General features: G+C 29.4%; 18 protein-coding genes. 10 read left to right on the forward strand and 8 right to left on the reverse strand.

Going from position 1 to position 22,869, the window contains the following annotated elements:
* Nucleotides 1-21 precede the first annotated feature (21 nt).
* The 4 genes from AC2I98_RS01945 to AC2I98_RS01960 all read left to right on the forward strand — a co-directional run bounded on the left by AC2I98_RS01945 (nucleotide 22) and on the right by AC2I98_RS01960 (nucleotide 4,857).
* On the forward strand, nucleotides 22-861 hold the full coding sequence (locus tag AC2I98_RS01945; RefSeq protein WP_486412951.1) for an endonuclease/exonuclease/phosphatase family protein: 840 nt from the start codon (nucleotides 22-24) through the stop codon (nucleotides 859-861).
* A gap of 2 nt (nucleotides 862-863) precedes the next feature.
* Nucleotides 864-2,318: a glycoside hydrolase family 30 protein gene (locus AC2I98_RS01950; protein WP_486412952.1), complete on the forward strand. Its 1,455-nt coding sequence runs from the start codon at nucleotides 864-866 to the stop codon at nucleotides 2,316-2,318.
* A 106-nt stretch (nucleotides 2,319-2,424) separates the two neighbouring features.
* Complete coding sequence (locus AC2I98_RS01955; protein ID WP_486412953.1) at nucleotides 2,425-3,276, forward strand: carboxylesterase family protein; 852 nt, start codon at nucleotides 2,425-2,427, stop codon at nucleotides 3,274-3,276.
* A 141-nt stretch (nucleotides 3,277-3,417) separates the two neighbouring features.
* A complete protein-coding gene (locus tag AC2I98_RS01960) occupies nucleotides 3,418-4,857 on the forward strand; it encodes an MFS transporter (protein WP_486412954.1) in 1,440 nt (479 codons plus the stop codon).
* A 69-nt stretch (nucleotides 4,858-4,926) separates the two neighbouring features.
* Here the strand turns inward: AC2I98_RS01960 and AC2I98_RS01965 are convergent, their stop codons facing one another.
* On the reverse strand, nucleotides 4,927-8,031 hold the full coding sequence (locus tag AC2I98_RS01965; RefSeq protein ID WP_486412955.1) for a M60 family metallopeptidase: 3,105 nt from the start codon (nucleotides 8,029-8,031) through the stop codon (nucleotides 4,927-4,929).
* 184 nt (nucleotides 8,032-8,215) lie between these two features.
* Nucleotides 8,216-8,548 (reverse strand): DUF3060 domain-containing protein, encoded by a 333-nt coding sequence (locus AC2I98_RS01970; RefSeq protein ID WP_486412956.1) that lies wholly within the window; start codon nucleotides 8,546-8,548, stop codon nucleotides 8,216-8,218.
* A gap of 91 nt (nucleotides 8,549-8,639) precedes the next feature.
* Between AC2I98_RS01970 and prmC the strand changes: the two genes are divergently transcribed.
* The 3 genes from prmC to AC2I98_RS01985 all read left to right on the forward strand — a co-directional run bounded on the left by prmC (nucleotide 8,640) and on the right by AC2I98_RS01985 (nucleotide 10,741).
* A complete protein-coding gene (gene prmC, locus AC2I98_RS01975) occupies nucleotides 8,640-9,470 on the forward strand; it encodes a peptide chain release factor N(5)-glutamine methyltransferase (protein WP_486412957.1) in 831 nt (276 codons plus the stop codon).
* A 122-nt stretch (nucleotides 9,471-9,592) separates the two neighbouring features.
* Entirely contained in the window at nucleotides 9,593-10,120 is a 528-nt protein-coding gene (locus AC2I98_RS01980; protein ID WP_486412958.1) for a hypothetical protein, read from the forward strand.
* Between the two features lie 54 nt (nucleotides 10,121-10,174).
* Nucleotides 10,175-10,741: a GNAT family N-acetyltransferase gene (locus tag AC2I98_RS01985; protein ID WP_486412959.1), complete on the forward strand. Its 567-nt coding sequence runs from the start codon at nucleotides 10,175-10,177 to the stop codon at nucleotides 10,739-10,741.
* A gap of 31 nt (nucleotides 10,742-10,772) precedes the next feature.
* Here the strand turns inward: AC2I98_RS01985 and AC2I98_RS01990 are convergent, their stop codons facing one another.
* A complete protein-coding gene (locus AC2I98_RS01990; protein ID WP_486412960.1) occupies nucleotides 10,773-11,585 on the reverse strand; it encodes a WG repeat-containing protein in 813 nt (270 codons plus the stop codon).
* A 131-nt stretch (nucleotides 11,586-11,716) separates the two neighbouring features.
* Between AC2I98_RS01990 and AC2I98_RS01995 the strand changes: the two genes are divergently transcribed.
* A complete protein-coding gene (locus AC2I98_RS01995) occupies nucleotides 11,717-12,721 on the forward strand; it encodes a hypothetical protein (protein ID WP_486412961.1) in 1,005 nt (334 codons plus the stop codon).
* A gap of 34 nt (nucleotides 12,722-12,755) precedes the next feature.
* On the opposite strand, the gene AC2I98_RS02000 is transcribed toward AC2I98_RS01995, so the two are convergent.
* Together AC2I98_RS02000 and AC2I98_RS02005 are read right to left on the reverse strand one after the other, a co-directional pair.
* Nucleotides 12,756-13,847, reverse strand: coding sequence for a DUF3810 family protein (locus AC2I98_RS02000; protein WP_486412962.1), 1,092 nt, complete (start codon nucleotides 13,845-13,847; stop codon nucleotides 12,756-12,758).
* On the reverse strand, nucleotides 13,828-14,802 hold the full coding sequence (locus AC2I98_RS02005) for a bile acid:sodium symporter family protein (protein WP_486412963.1): 975 nt from the start codon (nucleotides 14,800-14,802) through the stop codon (nucleotides 13,828-13,830). Before AC2I98_RS02005 ends, AC2I98_RS02000 begins: the two co-directional genes overlap by 20 nt.
* A 166-nt stretch (nucleotides 14,803-14,968) precedes the next feature.
* Here AC2I98_RS02005 and AC2I98_RS02010 point away from each other — a divergent pair, with 166 nt between their 5' ends.
* Nucleotides 14,969-15,307, forward strand: coding sequence for a hypothetical protein (locus tag AC2I98_RS02010; protein WP_486412964.1), 339 nt, complete (start codon nucleotides 14,969-14,971; stop codon nucleotides 15,305-15,307).
* Between the two features lie 137 nt (nucleotides 15,308-15,444).
* Nucleotides 15,445-18,246, forward strand: a complete 2,802-nt coding sequence (gene uvrA / locus AC2I98_RS02015; protein WP_486412965.1) for an excinuclease ABC subunit UvrA — start codon at nucleotides 15,445-15,447, stop codon at nucleotides 18,244-18,246.
* A 37-nt stretch (nucleotides 18,247-18,283) separates the two neighbouring features.
* Here the strand turns inward: uvrA and AC2I98_RS02020 are convergent, their stop codons facing one another.
* The 3 genes from AC2I98_RS02020 to AC2I98_RS02030 all read right to left on the reverse strand — a co-directional run bounded on the left by AC2I98_RS02020 (nucleotide 18,284) and on the right by AC2I98_RS02030 (nucleotide 22,705).
* On the reverse strand, nucleotides 18,284-18,748 hold the full coding sequence (locus tag AC2I98_RS02020; protein ID WP_486412966.1) for an OsmC family protein: 465 nt from the start codon (nucleotides 18,746-18,748) through the stop codon (nucleotides 18,284-18,286).
* A gap of 97 nt (nucleotides 18,749-18,845) precedes the next feature.
* Nucleotides 18,846-19,895, reverse strand: a complete 1,050-nt coding sequence (locus AC2I98_RS02025; RefSeq protein WP_486412967.1) for a phytase — start codon at nucleotides 19,893-19,895, stop codon at nucleotides 18,846-18,848.
* A gap of 11 nt (nucleotides 19,896-19,906) precedes the next feature.
* A complete protein-coding gene (locus AC2I98_RS02030) occupies nucleotides 19,907-22,705 on the reverse strand; it encodes a TonB-dependent receptor (RefSeq protein ID WP_486412968.1) in 2,799 nt (932 codons plus the stop codon).
* Between the last annotated feature and the right edge of the window lie 164 nt (nucleotides 22,706-22,869).

Genomic DNA, 22,869 nt, shown 5'->3' on the forward strand with positions numbered 1-22,869 from the left:
GATTTTTTACAAAATTCACACATGAAAAAATATATTAGTTTAAGTTTAGTTTTGATTATGACATTGGTAGGTTTTGCACAACAAAATCTATCAGTCATGTCATACAATATTCGATTAGCGTCTGTAGATGATGGTGCAAATCATTGGAATCTTCGCAAACAAAAGTTAGTTGATTTAATTAAGTATTACGATGCAGATTTTATCGGAGTACAAGAAGCACAAGTGCCTCAGTTAGATTTTATCAAACAAAATAATTCGAGTTTAGATTTTATTGGATCTCCTCGAAATGAGGATAAAAACTCAGAGTATTCTGCTATTTTCTACAAAAAAGATCAATATAAAGTTTTAGAACAACATACATTTTGGTTATCAGAAACACCAGAAAAAATGTCAAAAGGTTGGGATGCATCTTATTATAGAATTATCACTTACGGATTGTTTCAAGATAAAAAAACGAAAAAAACATTTTGGATAATCAATACACATTTTGATAACGATGGAAAAATTGCTCGTCAAAAATCGTTAGAAATGATTGATAATTTAATTCAAAAATTAACAGAAAAGAAAAACGTTCCTGCATTTTTTATGGGAGATTTTAATATGAATCAAAACGATGAATCTGTTAAATACATTCAAAATAAATATTTAGACACTCGTCTAAATGCGCAAATGGTTTATGGACCAGATTTTACGTGGACAGATTTCAAATTTCATGAAAAGGGAACAGAAATTTTAGATTACATTTTTTACAAAAAGAATGCGAAAGTAACGTGTAAAAGTTTCAATACAATCGATGATTTCTACGATTTCAAATATCCATCAGATCATTTACCAATTTTAGCCAAATTTATAATTCAATAATTATGACAAAATCACATTTAAAATATCCTGTTATTGCAGCTTTACTGTTAAATCATTTTGCAGTGAATGCGCAAGACTTTAAACTTTCGAATAAGAAAATCGAGATTTATACAACTGCTAAAAATACGAATCAACGTATCGCAAAATCTACAGATAAGTTAGCTGTAAAAAAGTTTCCACAACCAAAAGAAACAGATATTGCAATTTTTATTGATCCAAAACGTAAATTCCAAAAATTTGAAGGAATTGGAGGAGCAATTACAGACGCTTCGGCAGAAGTTTTAGCAAAATTACCAAAGAAATCGCAACAAGAAATTATCAAAGCATATTATAACGAAAAAGATGGAATTGGTTATTCTTTGATTAGAACAAATATCAATTCTTGTGATTTTTCGAGCGATAGTTACACCTATGTAAAAGATAACGACAAAGATTTGAAAACTTTTGACATTGCACATGATCTGAATTATAAAGTTCCGATGATTAAAATGGCGAAAGCAGAAATGAAAGATAATTATCGTTTATATGCAAGTCCTTGGAGTCCCCCTGCGTGGATGAAAACTAACAATAGTATGTTGAAAGGAGGTTCGTTGAAACCAGAATATTACCAAACTTGGGCAAATTATTTTGTGAAATTTGTCGAGAATTATGAGAAAATTGGTTTACCTGTTTGGGGAGTTTCTATTCAGAATGAACCAATGGCGACACAAACATGGGAATCTTGTATTTATACGGCAGATGAAGAACGTGATTTCTTGAAAAATAATTTAGGTCCAACATTTCACCAAAAAGGTTTAAAAGACAAAAAAATTATAGTTTGGGATCATAACCGAGATTTAATTTATCAACGTGCTTCGACAATTTTGAATGATCTAGAAGCTGCGAAATATGTTTGGGGAGTAGGTTTTCACTGGTATGAAACATGGAACGGAAGTTCAAATTTATTCAATAATGTAGCATTAACTCACGAAGCTTTTCCAAATGTAAATTTAATTTTTACAGAAGGTTGTAAAGAACAATTTGATTACAATCAAATGGGCAATTGGGCTTTGGGTGAAAAATATGGTTACAATATGATTAACGATTTTAATTCTGGGACAGTTGCTTGGACAGATTGGAATGTTTTGTTGGATGAAAAAGGTGGACCAAATCACGTAGGAAATTTCTGTTTTGCACCAATACATGGAGACACTAGAAATGGACAAGTTACGTATACAAATTCGTTTTACTACATTGGTCAATTTTCAAAATTTATTCGTCCAGGTGCGCAAAGAATTGCGGCATCGTCTAATCGTTCAGATTTAATGACAACTTCTTTTGTAAACAAAGACGGAAAAGTTGTGGTGGTTGTAATGAATCAAACAGATAAACCTTACCAATATAATTTATGGATAGAAGGAGAAGCTGTAGAAATCAATTCGCAAGAACATTCAATTAGTACAATCATTATTTCGTAAAAAAATAGAATAATTAAAGGGAAAATTATTTATAGTAAATTGCTTGACAAATTGACAACGTAAGAAGTTAAAGTCAAGCAATTTTTGTTTAAAAAAGAAGTTAGAAATGAAATATTTAGTTGCCTTATTTTTAATGATAAGTTATACATATGCGCAGAAAACGGTAGTATATGATAAAAAAAATAATTTAGCGTTTGATATATATTATCCGAAAAATTATAAAGAAAATCAGTCGTATAATGTATTTGCTTGGGTGCACGGAGGTGGATTTTCGGGAGGAACAAGAGCAGATAAAGAAGAAATTGAACGAATGAAAGATGCGCAAGAAAGAGGTTTTGTAGCTGTTTCTATTTCATATAGATTATTAGCAAACTCTTCGGCTGGTTTTGGGTGTGATTTACCAAAGCAAGAAAAGTTGATGATTTTTAAAGAAGCCTCTTTTGATGTTTTAACTGCGTTGAACTATATTCAAACTAATTCGAAAGAACTAAAATTTTCTATTAATAAATTAATTTTAGGAGGAAGTAGTGCAGGAGCTGAGACGATTTTAAATGCATATTATCTAAGAGATTTATGGTACGGAAATCAATTCAATCATATTAAAATTGATGGTTTAGTAAGTTATGCAGGAGCTGTTGTAGATGAACGTTATGTTACAAAATCGAATGTTTTACCAACTGTTTATGTACATGGTTTAAGCGACGATGTTGTACCAGCATATAATGCTACTCACAGAAGTTGCTTGGATAATCAACCAGGTTTTTTTCCATTAAATGGTTCTGCAACTTTAGAAGATTTGAATAGAAAATACAGTCAAGCATCATTAGCCATTTTCTCTAATTCGGGAAAACATGAATGGTCTGGATTAAGAAAACAATATTTAGATGATGTTTTCAATTTTATTAATCAATCAATAATTGGAAATAAAAAGGTAAATAATCGAATGATAATTGATTAGAATTACGAATTTTATTTTTCGTGATCTTTTTGAATAATTTTGAAATACCTTTTGGTAATTTAAAATATAAATAACATATATTTATAGGCTGGTTGCGGTAGCAACTAGAGCCAATATTAAAATTTTTTTATAACAAAACACATGAGTCAATCACAAAAAACAAATTGGGGTCAATTTATTCCATTGGTTACAGTATTCTTCTTTTGGGGATTTGTAGCTGCAAGTAACGAAATATTAATACCTGTTTTCAAAAAATCTTTTGATTTATCACAAGCCGAAAGTCAATTAGTAGCAGTAGCATATTATATTGCTTATACAGTAGGTGCTTTAATTTATATGGGCGCTTCTTTATTAGCAAAAAAAGATTTAATTAATAAATTTGGATACAAAAATTCATTAGCTTTTGGATTATTGTTATCTGCAATAGGAACGTTATTTTTTATTCCTGCAGCTAATACAGGATCTTTTCCATTGATGTTAACAGGTTTATTTACTGTTGGTTTAGGGTTTTCTTTACAACAAACAGTAGCAAATCCGTTAGCAATTGCTTTAGGTAGTGCTAGTACAGGTTCTCAGCGATTAACATTAGCTGGAGGAATTAATAATTTAGGAACAACAATTGGTCCTTTAATTGTTGCTTATGCAATTTTTGGTGCTGATGGAGGCGGAGAAACGAGTTTAAGTATAGAAGCAGTAAAGATTCCTTATTTATGCTTAGGATTAGCGTTTTTAGCAGTAGCAATTTTTCTTAAGTTTTCATCATTACCTTCTCATCCTGAAGAGCAAGAAGATTCTGCAATTTCTGTTTCAAAATCAGATCGTTCTTCAGCATTAAAGTATCCACAATTATTTTTAGGAATGATTGCCATTTTCTTATATGTAGGTGTAGAAGTTTCTACGGTAAGTAATTTACCAGCATATATGCACAATGAGTTAGGATTTGATATTAAGGGAGTAACACCATATGTGTCGTTATACTGGGCAAGTATGATGATTGGACGTTGGGGTGGTGCTGCAGAAGCATTTGGATTAGATAAAACGAAAACAATGATTTTGAAATTCGTAGCACCTTATCTTGCATTTGGAGTATTCTTATTTGTTAATTTCATTGCGGGGCATGATTTACAACCTTTTTATTTATATGCAGTTATCATTTTTGTTATGATTTTAGCTTCATTATGGACTGAAGGTAATCCTGCTAAAATGTTATTAACTTTTTCAATTATTGGAATCATTGCTTTAATCATTGGAATGAATACAACAGGATTAGTATCTATTTACGCAATAACAAGTGTTGGTCTTTTTTGTAGTACTTTATGGCCTTGTATTTTTGCTTTAGCTATTAATGGTTTAGGAAAAAACACTTCACAAGGAAGTAACTTCTTAATTATGATGATTATGGGAGGAGGATTAGTTAGTGTTTTTCAAGGATATATTGCAGATTTAACAACTGTACATTCAAGTTATATTGTTTGTATTTTATGTTTTGTTTATTTAGTATTTTATGCAATAGCAACACCAAAAATTTTACAAAAACAAGGAATCAATCTGAATGATGTTAAATCAGAAGGAGGACATTAATTATAATAATATATTAGGTATCAAAAAAATCCACTCATTTGAGTGGATTTTTTTGTTGAAATATAAATACTACTGCTTAATAATTTTCTTCGTGTATTTTGAAGATTCATTATGAAGAGAAATGATGTAAACTCCTTTTGGTAAAGTTTTTAATTTCAAATTTACAGATCTATTTAATTCATCAAGACTTCCAGTTGTCGAAATTAAAGTTTGCCCAGAAATATCAATCACATTTAAATTGTAATTTCCTTTGGCATTTTGAATACTAATTTTGATGCTCGAATCATTTTTAATTGGATTTGGAACAATATTAAATTCAGTATTATTCATCAGTTCATTCGTTGATAAATTTGTTGGATAAACTAAAATTTTTGCTCCATCAAAACCTACAGCATATACTTTTGCTGCATCAGTTGGGTAATCAACATATGTATTTTTAAGCTTTAGATCTCCAGTTCCTAAAACCGAAACTGATAACAATTCATCTTTTGCATTATATGTTTCATATGCAACTGCATTTGGCCATTTAGCTATTTCTACCAACAAGAACGAACCATTTGCATTTGAAACCAAAGACGAACCTTCTCCTGTTTTTCCAGAAAGTTTCAATTTATCTTTGTAGATATTTACATTAAATGAATTTAAATAATGTATAACAGGCGAAACTGGTTTTGGATAATTTTTAGATTTGATGTAACTCTTAGTATCATCAATCATTTCTTGCGTTATTGTGATGTTACTTACTCCATAATCATCAATATCTGTATTTACAGGTGTGAAGAAACCAATATTTGTAAAGAAATCAGTCAAATCTTCTTGTACTGCATCAGCCAAATCTTTCGCAAAATTCATATTATTTTGACCAGAAGTTAATTTAGATGAATCTCTATTTCTTGCTTTTTCTGCCGTATAAGCAAACCAATGTGCGTAATCAACACCATTTACAGATGTTACCGTTGTATTCGTTAACTCATCAGACATATCTTGGTCAAACTCTAATAAAGCCGCTCCTTTAGAAGCTCCAGCCAATTGATAATACAGACTTAATTGCCAGAAAGGAATTAATTTTCTGAAAGGCATATCTCCTAATCCGTTAAAATCATTATAGCTTTTTTTATTAATTAACGTATGTTTTAAAAATTCACCATATCTGTTTCCTACTATTTTGGGATAGTTATTAGAATCTCCAATTTCTGCCTCTAATCTCAAATAATTGACATTTCCGTTTTGTTTTATCAAATTGTAAACTGCCCAAGCTGAATAAATATTATTCGTAACTTCTGTTGTTCCTACCCATTTTAAATCTGGGCGAACTTGGTTTACATGGCCTAGTTCATGCGCAATTCCCCAAACATCCATAGCTGTTGGTGAAGCTGAGTTTGCTGCTCCCCAAGTTAAATCTAAATGAGCTCCAGTTCCTCCTGCAAACCAACCTCCTTTGCTCTCTGTGTAAACCAATTGTTTGGTTTCAAAATTTTTGTTGTATTTAAAGAATCCCATCAATTCCCTTTCAGATTTGGTAATCATATCATATTTATCAATTAAGGCTTGTGGAGACTTCGGATTGTATAAATTGACTGGAATTTTATCAATAATTAAATGAGTATAATGTCCCATAATATCAACTTTAGAGTATACCCCATTATTTACAATTTCTTTCCATTTTTCTGCTGTTGTTTGGTAAGTATTATATACTCCATTTACAATTCCCGAAACAACATTCAATTTTATTTTAGGCAGATTCTTTTCATCAGAATAATAAGAAACATAACCTAAACCATCGTTTTTCATCTCAATAGAATTCAATCCATTTAACAAAGGATAACTAATATCAGTAACATTGGCTTCATTAGCAGAATCTCTTACTCTCAAATAAACTGTTTGTCCCACTGGAATGCCACTTGCAAAAACAACTGCTGTTTTATTTGCTGAAAAAACAATTCCTGTAGGATTTTCGTATGCATTATAATTCCCAACTTTGAATTCTTTGTTAATTGATGCAATTGTTTTGTATGATTTGTGCTCGTTTAAACGATCTTCTTTTTTATACTTGTTATCTAACAAACATTGAGCTAATGATTTTACAAAAGGTGAAGTTGTAATTCCATCTATTGTTTGTTGATTTACACCTGTGTTTAGTTCAGAAAATAATTCGTCTTTAAAGATTGAAGAATAAGCTTTTGGATCAAACTTATTTGGATTATTTTTATAAAATTCTAATTCAGCAATACTCGCAAAATTTCCTTTACCATCTAAAATCTCTAACTTAATATTAAGCGGTTTAATTTGTGAATTAAAAGCTACTTTTCTTACATCTCCACTTTGAGCAAAATCTTGACTACTTAATTCTACATAAGTTGGATTTGAGGCAGTATTATAACTAATTTTTACTTTACCTAATAAACCATTAACTCCACCATCATTCCTTGGATAATAAATCAGATAATCTAAAGGTGTTGTACCATCAAAATTATAAACCAACGAAATAGGAAAAGCTGTAGAACTTGTATTATAATTAGAATGATACAAAGTTTGATAATCTCCATCAAATGATTTATCGATATTCTCTTCTGTTTGGAAATTTGACGCAGAAGAACCAGCAGCAATAGGAGCTATTTTTATATCCTTATAATTAGAAAATTCATCTGTAGCTATAACACATTCAGATTTTATTGGTTCTAATTCATTTGACGAATAAAACTCTACTTCAGCAGCACTAGAAAAGTTTCCTAAAGCGGTATTCACTTTTATTCGAATAATTGCTGGATCAATAATTTCTTTGTCAAAATCAAACTTTTTTGATGTATTATCTCCAGCCCATGCTAACGGTGTTGTAGTAGCTGTTTTAAAAACGGTTGGAGCATCTTTCGTCGAATATAAAATTTCTACATTTGTCCAAATTCCGTTTGTACCAGATTGTCGAGGAAAGTAAATTAAAGATTTTATACTTTTTACTTGATTAGAAAAAGTAAAATCTAATTGATCTGGAATTCCTACTTGATTCCATTTAGAATGATACATGGTTGTTAGAATTCCATCTGCACTAAAAGCTGCCTCATTTCCTTGTTGAGCTTCCTGTTTAGAGATCACACTAGCTACTGGCATCTTATAATCTTGCGCAAAAGAATGCATACTAAACATCGCCATGCTTAGTAAAAAATAATTTTTCTTCATAAATAATTATGTATTAATTCATATTGTAAGTAAAACAAGTTAATCAATACCTTTTATTTATAAAAGCTTAAAAATCAATTTAAAAAACATTTAACCATATGATAAAAAATAAAGAATCTCTTTCTAATAAATTAATTTTAAGAAAGAGATTCTCGGTATTAAAGACATAATAAATGAAAAGTTTTTACTCCTGTTTAATAATTTTATTATTAGTTCCTTCTATTATTTGTGGTAATTTTCCATTTTTAGAAAGCGCTTTTTTATAATATAATCTATTTCCTTCTCCTGCAACTTCAGCAGAAGTTAAGCCATTTACTGTAATTGTATTATTGGTACCCATAATTTCTACCTTTGTACAATCTCCTTTCAATTTGATAATATGACCACTTCCACCAACTTCAACTTTTTGACCTTTACAATCAAGAGTTTGTCTTTGATTATTACCATCAATTTCAATTTGAGCAAAAGATAAATGACCAATAAACAATAAAATTGCTGTTACAAATAATTTATTCATTTTCATATATATATATTTAAGGTTGTCTTTTATCTAGCAACAATCGTGCATAATCACGCAATAAAATCTAACTTTACAAAAATTTAACAGAATGACTTTAGCTGAGTTAAAGCAACTTTTTATTTTCGAATTAGATTCTATTTATGATCATGATGAAGCAGAAAGGATTTTTTTAATTTATTTAGAAGACAAATTTGATTTACAATTTAATCCTTCGAATTTTATTGATTTTACTTCAGAAATTTCGAATGATATTGCACAATTAAAAAAAGGAATTCCTATTCAGCATATTACTGGAAAAGCTTTTTTCTATGATAATTTCTTTTTTGTAAATGAAAATACCTTAATTCCTCGTCCAGAAACAGAAGAATTAGTTGAGTTAATTAGAAATGATTATTCACAAAATAAAGATTTATCAATCATTGATTTAGGTACTGGAAGTGGTTGCATTCCTATTTCATTGGCAAAATTATTTCCGAATGCAAAAGTTGCAGCTTTAGATATTTCAGAAAATGCACTAAAAATTGCGAAACTAAATGCCAAAACATTGGAAATAAATATTGATTTTTATCAAAAAAATTTATTAGAGGACATTTATCTAGATCAAAAGTTTGATATTATTATTTCAAATCCACCCTATATTCGGAATTTAGAAAAAGAGGAAATGCATCAAAATGTTTTAAATTTTGAACCACATTTGGCATTATTTGTAGAAAATGATGATGCACTTATTTTTTATGAACGAGTAATTAAATTCTCTAAGAATCATTTGTCTAAAAATGGTACTGTTTATTGTGAAATTAATCAATATTTAGGCCCAGAAACCAAACAATTGTTTGAAAAAACATATCAATATGTTTCCATTTTCAAAGATATTTCAGGAAATTATCGTATGTTAAAAGCAACTAATTTACAATATTAAAAGTCATTTTTTCGTTTATGTATCATGTATTACAATTTTAAGATTAAGTTTTCTATATTATAAAATTTGGTATCAAAATTGTTAGCTTTGATTTTAGTATTAAAACAATTAAATAAACAACTATGAAAAAATTATTTGTATTAGTGGCAGTTGCTTCTTTATCATTTGCTACTTCTTGTAAACAAGAATCATCAAAAACGACTGAAACTAATGTAACAGTAGATTCTTTAGCAAACGACTCAACAGCTGTTGTTACTGAAACTACAACAACTACAACAACAGTTTCTGAAACTGAAGCTAAAACAAAATTAGATGAAGCTAAAAAAGCATTAGATGAAGCAAAAGCGAAAGGAGACAAAGCAGCAGAAGCTACCGCACAAAAAGCGTACGATGATGCAAACAAAGCATGGGAAGATGCTAAATCAGCAGTAAACAATGCAGCACAAGATGTAAAAGACGGTGTAAATAATGCTGTAAACAAAGTTGATGAAAAAGCTTCTCAAGCTAAGGAAGATATCAACTCTGCAGCTAAAGATGCGAAAGCAGATATCAATGCTGCAGCTAAAGATGTAAAAGCTGAAGCAAAAGAAGCTGGAGAAAAAGCAAAAGAAGGTTACAACAACACGTTAGATAAATTAAAAGCAAAATAATTTAAAAAATATTATTGCTAACTTAGCCTTGAGATTTCTCAAGGCTATTTTTTTATGTTAAATTTTAGAGAAGCATCTAAAGCAGATGCTGCATCAATCTCAGAATTGATGATGTTAGCAATGGATAAAATTGTGTACGATTTTATTGGAAAAACAGATTATGATGAAGGAGTTTTATTCTTGAAAAAATTAATCGAACAAGAAAATAATCAGTATAGTTATCAAAATACAATTGTTGTTGAATATGTTAATCAATTTGCAGGAACTACGACTTTTTATGATGGATCAAAATTAGATGAACTCAGAAAACCTGTTTTAGAATTATTGAAAAAAGATTATAATCAAGAGATTCATCCACAAGACGAGACGCAAACTGGGGAAATTTATATAGATACAATTGCTGTTTCAGAAAAATTTAGAGGAAAAGGAATTGGATCTAAAATTTTAGATTATTTGATTGAGGAAATTGGTCAAAAACAAAATAAAACGTTAGGCTTGTTGGTTGATTTTACGAATCCTAATGCGAAAAAATTATACGAAAGAAAAGGTTTTGAAGTTGTAGGAGAAAAAATGTTGATGAATGAAAATCATGAACATATGCAATATAAACCTTTTAAATAGACAAAAAAAGAGCTTGATTAAAGCTCTTTTTTTATTTCATAACACCTAATTGCGTTAATATTTTTTCTTCGTAAGGATCAATCGTAAACTGTTCAAACTTTACAAACTCTTTTCCATCTTTCAAATAACCCAATTGATAATTTTGTCGAATAACTGGTTGATTTTCGAAACTTTCTAAAATAGGTAATTCAGAAACAGCTTCTAAAACCTTTTCATTTGTTGTAGAAATTAATCCAAAATGCATCAAATGATTATCTTTTGATAAAAAATAAGGAAAATAAGCCAATATATCTGGTCGGTCTATTTTTAATGATGTTTCTTCGCCAAAAGTGGCAAAATTTTGATCGACAGGAGTTAAATATTCGTACTGAAAATCAATGATCAACTGATTATTATTATCAATTATTCCCCATTTTCCGTTCTTTTCAACTCCAGCTAAACCAGCTCTAAAATCTGTACATCCATCGTAATCAAACGGAATTGTAGCTTGATTTAATAAATCAATAAATCCCCATTTTCCATCTTTTTTTACAGCACAAACATTTTCAATAAAATCGCTTGTTAACTCATATTCAAAGGGAATTAAAATTTGGTTTGATTTTGTTATAAAACCCCATTTATCATTCTTTTGAGCACTATATGCATTAACTGTTGTTAGAACAAGTTTTTGATAATCGAATGGAATAATTACATTTCCTTCTTTGTCTATTAAACCAAATTGATTTTCAATAGATATTGGTGCCAAATTATTACGATCAAACACTGTTAACTCTTCAAAAGTTGTAGTGTCCTTATGAACGAAATCATCAAATTGATCAGTATCTTTTGGATATATTTTAGTCATATTTATATAATTCTTGGCAAAATTAAAAAATCAAAAATGAATAGATTACATATTCTTTTTAAAATATCCGATTTTAAGTGTTTTTTGTAAATTTAATTCTTATTTTTGTGTGAAAGCTTAAAGTATAACCTATGAATATTTTTACTAAATTATTTTTTAGTGCAACCATTATGTCGAGTAGCTTTGTTGTTGCTCAACAAGATAGCATTAACATCACGAATCTTCCGACCACAATAAACAAAGATTATTCTTTTGATGGTATTTGGAAAATTTCAAATGATGGAACAACTTCAAATTATAAAATTTCTGGAGGAAAATTAACGAATTATTCAAATAAAACAAGTCAAACTTTATTTCTTGATTTATATTTTGTTCCTTCTAAATCTTCTGTTGATTTGTATGATTTACCTAACAAAATTACTACAAATGCACAATTGGGTCAGTTGGAAGGAAATGGAACAAGTTTCAATAATGTGATTGTAACATTTAAAGCTTCTGATATACAAACGTTGGCACAAGGAGATTATACGCCAATTTTATTGTTAAAAGAAAGAGAATCTAATAGCATCTTAAATTATAAAGTTTTAAGTAATAAAATTTCATTAGAATCAAATAATATTCTGATTGATAAAGTAGTAGAAAATGTTAGTTTGCCTCAAGTAACATCTCAAAATACATTAGCTTCTACAAAAAATATTGATGCAACATTAGCCGATATTTACACTCCGGTAGAGAGTTCGTTGGATATAGAAAATGCAAATAAAAAAGTAAAATTAGCTGGAGTTTGGAAATTAGAAATTGATTTTAATACGTTAATGGTTACAGTTGATGGAATTAATAATTCAATTCAAAATTTAAATTCAAAACCTACAAATAAGCTAAAATTATTGGTTTATTTCTCAAAACAAAATATTACTGATGTTAAAGAAATAGATGGTTTCGAATTAATGAATTTTGATGTTTTCCCTGTTTCAGGAAATACAAAAATGGAGAAATTAACTTTTACCTCTAATATTACAAAGTTAGTTCCTGCAGGAGAATATTATCCCATTTTAGTATTAACAGAGAAAAATGCTGAAGGAAATTATATTATCAAATCTACTTTAGGTTTAGGAGAAAAATATATTTGGAAATAATTTCTAAATCATATATAATATTAAAAGCGAAATCTTATGGATTTCGCTTTTTTGTTTGGTATAAAATATAAATCAATTCTACATATTTACTATAACTTATCGTTCCCTCTTGGTTATTTGCTTTTAAAAATTGATTATTAAGTTCCGAAAAAGTATCACTTGTTTTTCCTTCATACTTCTTATAATAGTTCATTTCAGCCTTACGATCAAGTTTAATTTTAGGATGCATATTCTCTAATTCCATTTTAACAAAATACGGGTCTGATTTATAAATTGCACCTAAAAGTGTGTAAATACTTTTGTAATAAACAGAATAATTAATTTCAGGATTAGTAGATTTTGAACCCAAATAATACGCTAAAAAATTAGCTTCACTTTCTGATGCAAATCCCATTTGATGCCCATATTCATGAAAAAGCGTGGCGGGTTGTTTTAGATTTGTATTGTATCGATTTAAGTTTGCTTCAATAGTAAAAGGATTATAATAACCCAAAATTCCCATGTAGTTTTGCATTTTCGAAATCAACGATAATTTGAAATGAGGATTTTCTAAAAGACGATAATTTTTCAACCATTTTAATTCTTTTATAGATGATTGAAGTTTATAAAATTCTTTGTTATAATCGTTCAATTCCGATTTAAATTGAATAGTTGTAGTCGAATCGGAATGTTCAATCACATTTCTTGCTGTTAATGCTTTGTCTAATTCGGTGCAATAAATTTCTTTGAGAATTTTTGGCTGAATTACAATTTCCTTCTGATCAAAAGTTAATGTTTCCTTTTTATACATCACGCCCCAAGCAAACATGTAAATGAAATAAATACAATTAATGAAAACTAATAAATGGAAAAGTTTTAACGAAATTAGATTCTTTGAATTGATAAAACTTTGAATCAATTTGAAACCTAAAATTAGACCTATAATTCCGATTAATAAATAAAATACTTCTCCAAAAGGAAATTCAACTGAATTTGTAATTTTTGCAATACAAGCAGAAACAGGAAATGTAATATGATTGATGATAAAATCATTCACACTTTCGATTGAGAAAAGAATTGAAAAAAATACAATTTGAAGAACAAAAATTATAAACGCAATAATGGTTTTATTCGACTTCTTTTGCATATTGATTGGCAATGTAACTGACATAAATTAACTGAAAAGTATGGTAAAGCATAATTGGAATTAAATAAATTCCGATATCTCCCGTGAAAATGACAGCAGCAATTACCGAGCCATGAACCAAAGATTTTTTTGTTGCACAAAATTGAATCGTAATATCATCTTCTCTATTAAAATTCATTTTCAAAGCAATCCATTTGGATAAATTGAAAAAGATAAAAAACAGCGCAATTACAACAATAGAAACAATTATAAGTGGAAATAAACCCAATTTATGGAATAATCCATCCAAAAATGTATGACTGAAACTATTGTAAACGATTAAAACAATGGTCAATTTATCTAAATTTGAAAATTGTTTTTTGTATTTATTATAAAAGAATCCTAGATAAGGTTGTAATAAAGCACCAACGAAAACGGGTAAAATAATTTTTAATACCAAATCTAAAAAAGTTCCTACTAAATCAAAATTACCATCATTTTTTGATAAAAATAAACTCATCCAAAGAGGAGTAATCACAATCCCTATTAAGCCTGAAATACTTGCATTAAAAATTGCACTTGGTATATTTCCTTTTGCAATAGAAACCATTACAACCGATGATGAAACTGTACTTGGTAAAGTAGCAAGATAAAAAGTTGCCACATAAAGCGTAAAATAATCTGGATAATTATTTATAATTGGATAAAAACAGAGAACAAGTAGTGGGAAAAAAATAAATGTAAAAGACTGAATTAACAAATGCATTTTCCAATTAGATAAATCCTTAAAAACTTCTTTCCAATTTAATTTCAAACCATAAAAGAAAAATACTAAAATAACACCTATGTCTATTATCGTATTGAGGCTAATGTTTTTAAATGACCACAAACTAATGTTTGGAAACAAGTAGGCAATTAAAATGGCTATAAATAAAAAAAGAATAAATGGATCTGGTAGTTTATTTAAAATTCTCAAAATCAATAAAATTTAAGCAAAAATAACAAATAAGATTGAAAGCAATTTATAATTATATAATACTTTGAATGTGAGTCTTTATATTGAATTCAAATAAATTACGATATTTTTAAAAAACATATGTATTTTATATTATATTTGTTTTAATAAACCTAAAATCTAACAAATGAACAATTGCCTACAATGCAATCAAACACTTTTTGGTCGCAAAGACAAGAAGTTTTGTAACGACTTTTGTCGTAATTCTTACAACAATAATCTTAACCGAGATAAAGTTGAGATTGTTCGAAACATTAATAATAGATTAAGAAAAAACAACCGTATTTTAAAAACTCTAATTGAAGAAGGTACGCGTTCTGTCGATAAAAACGAACTTAGTCTAAGGAACTTTGATTTTAGATACATTACGAATATAGATGAATCTAAAAATGGTACAATTTTTTATGTGTACGATGTTGGTTATCAAAAATTAAACGAAGAAAATTATTTATTATTTCAGGAATAAATTTTTATTTTTTTATTGAAAAAAGCGTGTTAACTAGTTAACGCGCTTTTATATTTTAAAAAAGTTTTAAAAAAGCATATTTCTTTTCAGTTTTGTCAGTGCAATAACTTTCTAAAATACCTTAACTTTGCGCCACGATGAAAAAAGATATCAATCAACTAGATCCAAAGGAATTTATCCTCATAAAAGGTGCAAAACTGCATAATCTGAAGAATATTGATTTAGCGATACCAAAGAATAAATTGGTTGTCATTACTGGAATGTCTGGTTCTGGTAAATCTACGTTAGCTTTTGATACGTTGTATGCAGAAGGTCAGCGTCGCTACGTCGAAAGTTTGTCGTCTTATGCGCGTCAGTTTTTAGGAAAATTAGATAAACCTCAAGTTGATTATATCAAAGGAATTGCTCCTGCGATTGCGATTCAGCAAAAAGTAAATTCAACAAATCCACGTTCTACAGTTGGTACGACAACAGAAATCTATGATTATTTGAAGTTGTTGTATGCACGTATCGGAAAAACATATTCGCCGATTACAGGTGAATTGGTTCAGAAAGATTCGGTAACTGATGTGGTGGATTATTTGAAAACTTTTGAAACGGAAACAAAATTTATTCTTCAAATTAAATTGGTTGTTCCAGAAGAGCGTACGTTTTCGGAACATTTAAATATTCTTCAACAACAAGGATTTACACGTATGAGTGTAGATGGAAATCAAGTAAAGATTGAAGATTTAATTTCGTTTAATTTCGAACCTCAATCCGAAAATGACGTTCATTTAGTCATCGATCGTATTGCTTTACCTACAGAAGACGAAGAGTCTTTTTATCATCGTTTAGCAGATTCTATTGAAACCGCATTTTTCGAAGGTAAAGGTGATATTTCAGTTGTAAATGCAGATAATAATGCAACAAAGTATTTTTCAAATAAATTTGAATCAGATGGATTGATTTTCAATGAACCAACTACTCATTTTTTTAGTTTCAATAATCCTTATGGAGCTTGTCCTACTTGCGAAGGTTATGGAAAAGTAATTGGAATAGAAGAGAATCTTGTTGTTCCAAATAAATCGTTGTCAATTTACGAAGATGCAGTTGTAGCTTGGAAAGGAGAGAAGATGAGTGAATGGAAAAATCATTTTATTAAGCTTTCTCAGAAAGTAGATTTTCCAATTCATAAACCATATTTCGAATTATCCGAAGATCAAAGAGATTATTTGTGGCGAGGAGATTCTGATTGGGAAGGATTGGATGGTTTCTTCAAAATGGTAGAAGAAAATACCTACAAAATTCAATATCGTGTAATGTTATCTCGTTACAGAGGAAAAACAACTTGTCCGACTTGTAAAGGAAAGCGTTTGCGTAAAGAAACAAATTTCGTAAAAATTGCTGATAAATCAATCAGTGATTTAGTTGATTTACCATTAAATGAATTGAATAACTTTTTTACAAGTATCAAATTTAATGAGTACGACGAACAAATTGCTGGTCGAATTATTTATGAAATAAAATCTCGTTTAACATTTTTATTAGATGTTGGTTTAGAATATTTATCACTTAATCGTGCTTCGAATACATTATCTGGAGGAGAATCGCAACGTATCAATTTAGCAACTTCGTTAGGAAGTAGTTTGGTTGGTTCGATGTATGTTTTAGATGAGCCTTCGATTGGTTTACATTCACGTGATACGGAAAAATTCATTACCATTTTACATCGTTTACGCGATTTAGGAAATACTGTAATTGTTGTAGAGCATGACGAAGATATCATGAAAGCTGCAGATTATATTATTGATATTGGTCCAGAAGCCGGAACAAATGGAGGAGAAGTAGTTTTTGAAGGTACGTATGATGAATTGATAAAAGCAGATACATTAACTTCAAAATATTTGAACGGAAAATTAGAAATTGAAGTTCCTAAAAAACGTTTAAAATCGCCTAATTATTTAAAAGTTATTGGAGCAAGAGAAAATAATTTAAAGAATATTGATGTTAAATTTCCATTGAACGAATTAACTGTGATTACAGGAGTTTCTGGTTCAGGAAAATCAACGTTAATGAAAGATATTTTAGCACCAGCTGTTCAACGTCATTTCGAAATTTTCGGAAATAAAATTGGAGATTTTGATGAACTTGTTGGTGATCTAAAGCAATTAGAAGGAATCGAATTAATTGATCAAAATCCAATTGGTAAATCTTCGCGTTCAAATCCTGTGACCTATGTAAAAGCTTACGATGATATTCGAAATTTATTTGCTTCTCAGAAAGCGAGTAAAGTAATGGGATTTCAACCAAAGCATTTTTCGTTTAACGTAGATGGTGGTCGTTGTGACGCTTGTAAAGGCGAGGGAACAATTACGATCGAAATGCAGTTTATGGCGGATGTTGAGTTGGTTTGTGAAGATTGTCATGGAGAACGTTTCAAGAAAGAAATTTTAGAAGTTAAGTTTGAAGGTAAATCAATCTCTGATATTTTGAATTTAACAATTGATGAAGCTATTGACTTTTTTGCAGCACATCAACAAAATAAAATTGTAGAGAAATTAAAACCTTTACAAGATGTTGGTTTAGGTTATGTGAAGTTAGGTCAGTCGTCGAACACGCTTTCTGGTGGAGAAGCGCAGCGTGTTAAATTGGCATTTTTCTTGACAAAAGGAGAAACGACAAACAAAACCTTATTTATATTTGATGAACCATCTACTGGTTTACATTTTCATGATATTCAGAAATTAATTAAAGCCTTAAGAGCATTGATTGATTTGGGACATTCGGTTTTTGTGATCGAACACAATATGGATATCATAAAAGTGGCAGATTGGGTGATTGATCTTGGTCCTGAAGGAGGAAAAAAAGGAGGTTTCTTGGTAGCAGAAGGAACGCCAGAAGATATTATAAAAAATAAAGAATCTTATACAGCACAATTCTTGAAAGAGAAATCATAGTTTAAAAAACTAAATAAAACCGAGTGTATCTCGGTTTTTATTTTGCCGTACACTTTGCATAATGATAAACAGGAAAATTACAAGAATTCGCAATAAAACATAATTCATTTGCTTTTTTATGTAATGAATTAGCTAAATCAATTTGTGTAGGATCATCAATTACAACTTCTGGAAACAGATTAACGTGTACAATTTTTCCACTTCCATCAGGATTTACTTGCAAAGTAGCTTCTGAATTATCAGTATAAGAAATTACATCAATTTTATGTTGAGCACAACAATATAAATACGACATCATGTGGCATGAAGTTAAACTACTTAATAACAAATCTTCTGGATTATATAGATTAGGATTTCCCTTAAAAGCTTTTGCAGCCGAAACGTCCAATTCGGGTTTTCCATCGATCAAAATATGATGACTTTTACTATAAAATTTACTAGTACGATCGGGAGAAGGTTCTTTCTTAATCCAATTTAATGCAACTTTAAATAGATGTTTCAAGCTTTAATTTTTTATCAAAAATAAACTATAAAAAAAACACAACCAAGAATCCTTTGTTGTGCTTTTATTAATAATGAATTATATTTAAAATAATAATTTATTTTGCTTGCTTATCAATTTCATTTTGAATGATTTTCCAATCATATAATTGAAAAGTTTTTCCATTGCTCATTGCGACAAAAAATCCTTTTTGAAATTTAGTTCCGAAATTAAAATTTACAGCATCAGCTCCATCACATTCTATTGTAGAAACTGGAATTTTAGCAATTAATTTGTGTTCATTCGGATTTGTAGGCTCTCCTTGTCTTTTATAAACATTAAAATAATTTGCTTGTTGATCAGAAATCAAGATGTAACCATCTTTAGCTGAGGTTTTGTAAATCGCAATACCTTCGTGATCTCGTTTAAAATCATTTTGTCCAAAAAAAGCTATTTCTTCGTTTCCTTTTTTAGGATCAGCATAATATTTTCTAATTCCTGCTGTTTCATCTGCATAATAAATATACCCTAATTCTTCATCAACTGCGATTGCTTCAATTTCTTTTTTGCCAGAATAATTACCAAATTTTCGAACCAATGTAGTTGTAATTTGACCATTCTTTTCTTCAAGAAGATATTGATGGATATATTCGCCACTTGGCCCTTCTTTTCTTCCTACAATTGCATAGATTTTATTGTCTTTACTTTTGTATAATGCAATTCCCATTGGATCTCGTTGAGCTTCGTTTTCAAATACATCAATTCCTCCATTGTCTATTAATTGGAAATCTGGTAAAGAAACAATTCTGATTTTGTTACTTGCTCTTTCTGTCGTAACAGCAATATCTATTTCTTTTCCTTCAAAACTAAATCCGTAAGCGACATCTACATTATTTGGACGATTGAGTGGAGTAATTTTATGAATAATTTCACCATTAAGATTATAAGCATATAATCCTCCTGTATCTTCTTGTTTATCTGTTCCGATAATCATAGATTTTTCTGGATTTTTTTTATCAATCCAAATCGCAGGATCATCAGTGTCATTTGGTGTTTGTTGAGTTGTAACAGTTGGCTTTAATGCATTTTTTGGGATGGATGCTAATTTGGAAGATTCACACGAAAATATACTTCCAATTACTGATAAAGTGATGATTATTTTTTTCATACTATTTTATTTTAGAAATCAAATTTTAACCCCATTGTAAAACGTGGTTGATAATACTCAAGTTGTTTAGTTTGGTTTGATACGCCTTGGTAGTAACGTAATGGTTGATTGGTTAAATTATTTGCTTCTGCAAAAATTCGTAGGTTATTCGAAAATTTATAAGAAGCGTTTGCATCTATAAATAGTTGTTTGTCGTAATAACTATCTTCGAAAGCATTTCCTCCAATTTCGTCTAAATAAGCTGCCGTATAATTAAGAGAAACTCTTGCTGTAAATTTTTTATTCTCAAAAGATAATGATCCATTAAACATATGTGGAGCTGTTTTTGGTAAATCAAGATCTTCTCTCACATCACCGTCTTCATTTGTTATTCCTTTGGCTTTAGAATCGGTGTATGTATAATTTAAATACACACCAAGATGTTTGAAAAATTCTCCTGGAATAAAATCTAATTGACGCTGAAAAGCTATTTCGAAGCCATAAACGTTTACATGATCTCCGTTGCGCGCTTGAGTCATTTTCCAGTTTTCTCCGGCTGGAATAGGATTAGCAATATCAGGAAATAATGCATCGAAATTACTGCTTGTAAATGTATTGTTTTTATATGTGTATATAAAATCATTTAACTTTTTATAAAAGAATCCTCCCGAAACAATTCCAATATTTTCAAAATAATTTTCTAACATTAAGTCGTAATTCATTGCATAAGTAGCTTTTAAATCAGGATTTCCTGCGTATAATTCTGAATCTTCTTTTAAAACGCTTACGTATGGAGCTAAACTATAATAATTGGGACGAGCCAAACTCGTTGTAAATGCAGCTCTAAGAATAAAATCATTTGTGAATTTATGTTTCAAAGAAATACTTGGAAGTATGTTTGTATAATCATTTTTATGATTAATTTCTCCGATTAAATCTTCTTCATCTTGAACATAATTACCCGTATATTCGATAGACGTATTTTCTACTCGAACTCCAAGTATTACAGAAGTCATCGTAGATAAATCTTGATCCCAACGAATATATCCAGCCGAAATATTTTCTTTTGCTTTATAATTTGACGCTAAAAATTCAGACGGTTCTAAATTAGCATTAAATAATGATGGATTAGAAAGTGCTAAATTTCCTAAATTTTGATTCGAGTAAAAATAGCCAGCTTGATATTTTGAACCTGGGTTAAATTTTGAACTGCTCCAATCTACAGGATTTTGAGTATTTAAATTCCCCAAACCATCTATACTTTCGTATGAATAATAAATATTGTTTCGTTCTTTATTCTTTAAACGTAAACGCCCACCAAATCGTAAACGCCCTTTTTGGTTATCGATTACACTAAAAGGAACACGGAAATTTAATTTTGCTCCAAATTCTTTTTCACTTGTATAATCATGTTGTTCAGACAAAGTTCCGACTTTGTATTTAGATAAATCTTCTGTAGATGTTGTAGAAACTAATGGATAGTTTGGATCGGATAAATCTTCTGTAAAACTAACGTTTTTTGTTCTAAAATCGATATAACGTTCATTTGGTCTATCTTCGCTTGCTTTAGAAAAAGTTACCGCCCAATCCATATCAATTTTTGGAGATAACAAATGTTCTCCTTTTAAAGAAATATTATAAACTCTTTGATCTTCTAATCGTGCATTTTTATTACGATTATTATTAATACCTCCTTTTGTTTCTCTTCTTATACTTCCTTTGTAATTGTTTGTTTTTTCGTCGTATTCTAAGTCCTTATAAGTAACTCTATATCTATTTTCTCTATCATCTCGCCAGTTATAAATTGCAGATAAATCTATTCTATTGTTTTCATTGAATTGATAATCAGAAGACAAAGAAATACTTCTTCTTACACGTTGAATATCATATTTTCGAATCTGGAATTCTGATAAATAAGTTTTATCTCCATCTTTTTCCCAAACAGTCTCAATATTATCTGAACCAAAATTCTGAACTTGGTAACTTGCAGAAGCAACAACCCCTAACTTTTTATCAAAAAATCTATTTCCATATAAAAAAGCAGAATTGTATAAACCTTTTTCACGAATTGGGGCATAACCTCCAGAAGCTGTAATAGAAATTCGTTCTTTATTTGGAACAGCACGTGTAATCAAATTCACAGCTCCACCAATTGCATCAGCATCCATGTCTGGTGTCAAAGTTTTGTTTACTTCAATTGTAGAAATCATTTCCGAAGGAATCAAATCCATTTGTACGTTACGGTTATCACCCTCTGCAGAAGGAATACGATCTCCGTTTAACATAACAGAATTTAATTCAGGTGAAAGACCTCTAATAATTATATTACGTGCTTCTCCTTGATCATTTTGCATCGTAATACCTGAAACACGTTTTAAAGCTTCTCCAATATTAGAATCTGGAAAACGACCAACTTGATCAGAAGAAATAATATTTGTAATATTTCCATTGTTTTTCTGTTGATTTAATGCTTTTGCTTGACCTTTCAAAAAATCACCGATTATGACAACTTCATTTAATTCTCTACTTCCAGCATCTAAAGAGAAATTGATTACTGCAGTTTTATTTTCTGAAACTTCTATTTGTTTAGATATAGTTTCATAACCTAAATAATCAATATAAACAATGTATGTACCCGGATTTAGGTTTAGGAATTGATAATTTCCATTTTGATCAGAAATTGTGTATTTGTTTGTGTTTTCAATTCGTAGCGTAGCTCCTGGTAGAGAAAATTGATCAGTAGCATCAATAATTTTTCCAGAAATCACACCATTTTGAGCCAAAACCATAGGTCCTAACACAAATAATGTGAGTTTTAATAAATGTTTCATGGTTCAATAATTTCAACAAATGTACATTTGCAATATATCCTAATTGTTAAATCATCATTATGAAATATTTAACATTTCAGAAATAGTTTTTTAATGATTGATCTAAATTATTCAATCTTTTATTTTAGAAAAATAGTATGTAATTCGACATATAATCTACTTTT

It is taken from the genome of Empedobacter sp. EJD.6dd, assembly GCF_057369435.1.